Origin of the sequence: Clostridium polyendosporum (genome assembly GCF_018332455.1) — a bacterium.
Taxonomy (GTDB): Bacteria; Bacillota; Clostridia; order Clostridiales; family Clostridiaceae; genus Clostridium_AY; species Clostridium_AY polyendosporum.
The window spans coordinates 1-1,371 of the sequence record NZ_BOPZ01000064.1 but is presented as its reverse complement, the minus strand read 5'-3'; the positions used below and the strand labels follow the sequence as shown (position 1 = coordinate 1,371).

Below are 1,371 nucleotides of genomic sequence, written 5' to 3'. Positions count from 1 at the left end.
AACCACATCCGTTTCTTAAACTGTCAGCCATCCCTTATTGTACGCATTCGATTAAGCAGGTTGAAACCATTACGGCTTTCGTGTAACTAACCAAAATGAATTGCAATAAGTGCAGATGGATACAATTACAAAAATAATTTTTGGAGATTAAGATGATAAGCGTAGGAATTGATGTTTCAAAAGAAAAAAGTACTGTATGTATCTTAAAACCGTATGGTGAGGTTGTCAGGTCCCCTTATGAAATTATGCATACAGAAACGCAGATATCAGAATTAGCATCTATGATTCAGCATTTTGACGACGAAGTTAGAGTAGTAATGGAGGCAACGGGTAACTATCATTTGGCTTTATTAAGCTTCTTGAAAGAGCATGGAATCTTTGTTTCCGTTATTAATCCACTTGTTATGAAGAAATATGCAAATATGGCACTTCGTAAAGGAAAAACCGATAAGCAAGATGCAATTAAGATAGCAAATTACGGGTTAGATAATTGGTTTCATCTTGTAGATTATGAAATAAGGGAAGAAATATATACGCAGCTACGACTTCTAGGGCGACAATACGCACATTATATTAAAATGCGGATAGAAAGCAAACTAGCTTTGACAAATATGCTCGATTATACAATGCCAGGGATTAAGAAGATGCTACAAAACCAATCAAAAACTCCTGAAAAAGATAAGTTAAATGACTTTGTAGAAGAATATTGGCATTATGATAACATTACAAAGAAAAGTGAAAAACAATTCGTAACCAGCTATAATAGCTGGGCAAAAAAGAAAGGATACCGCCAAAGTGAGTCAAAAGCCATAAAAATTTACGCTCTTGCTAAAGATGGTATCCCTACTTTATCGTCCAATACCCCATCGACCAAAATGCTGGTATTAGAAGCTGTAAGAGTTCTCCGAGAAGTGGATAAAACTCTTGCTTTGATTTTATCACAAATGCAGGAATTGGCAAGAAGTCTTAAGGAGTATTCTGTAGTACGTGAAATGAATGGTGTTGGAGACATACTTGCTCCAAGGTTGATAGCTGAGATTGGCGACATAAGACGATTCCATAGCGGAAAAGCATTAATTGCATATGCGGGCATAGATGCCCCGCCGTATCAGTCGGGACAGTTTACTGGAAGCAGGAGAAGAATATCTAAACGTGGCTCAGCAGTATTAAGAAAAACAGGATTTGAAGTAATGAATTGCTTAAAAGTCCATAAACCAGTGGATGATGCAGTATATTTATTTATGTTAAAAAAGGAGTCTGAGGGTAAGGCTTCAAAGGTAGCAAAAATGGCTGGTCTAAATAAATTTCTAAGAATATATTATGCAAGAGTAAAAGGAGTTTATGAGTAATAAACTTAAATAAATATCATAT

At 35.6% G+C, this 1,371-nt stretch carries 1 protein-coding gene; it reads left to right on the top strand.

Annotation, left to right across the window (positions count from 1 at the left end; genetic code table 11):
- Nucleotides 1-152 precede the first annotated feature (152 nt).
- On the top strand, nt 153-1,349 hold the full coding sequence (locus CPJCM30710_RS17355; RefSeq protein WP_212905395.1) for an IS110 family RNA-guided transposase: 1,197 nt from the start codon (nt 153-155) through the stop codon (nt 1,347-1,349).
- Nucleotides 1,350-1,371: the final 22 nt, after the last annotated feature.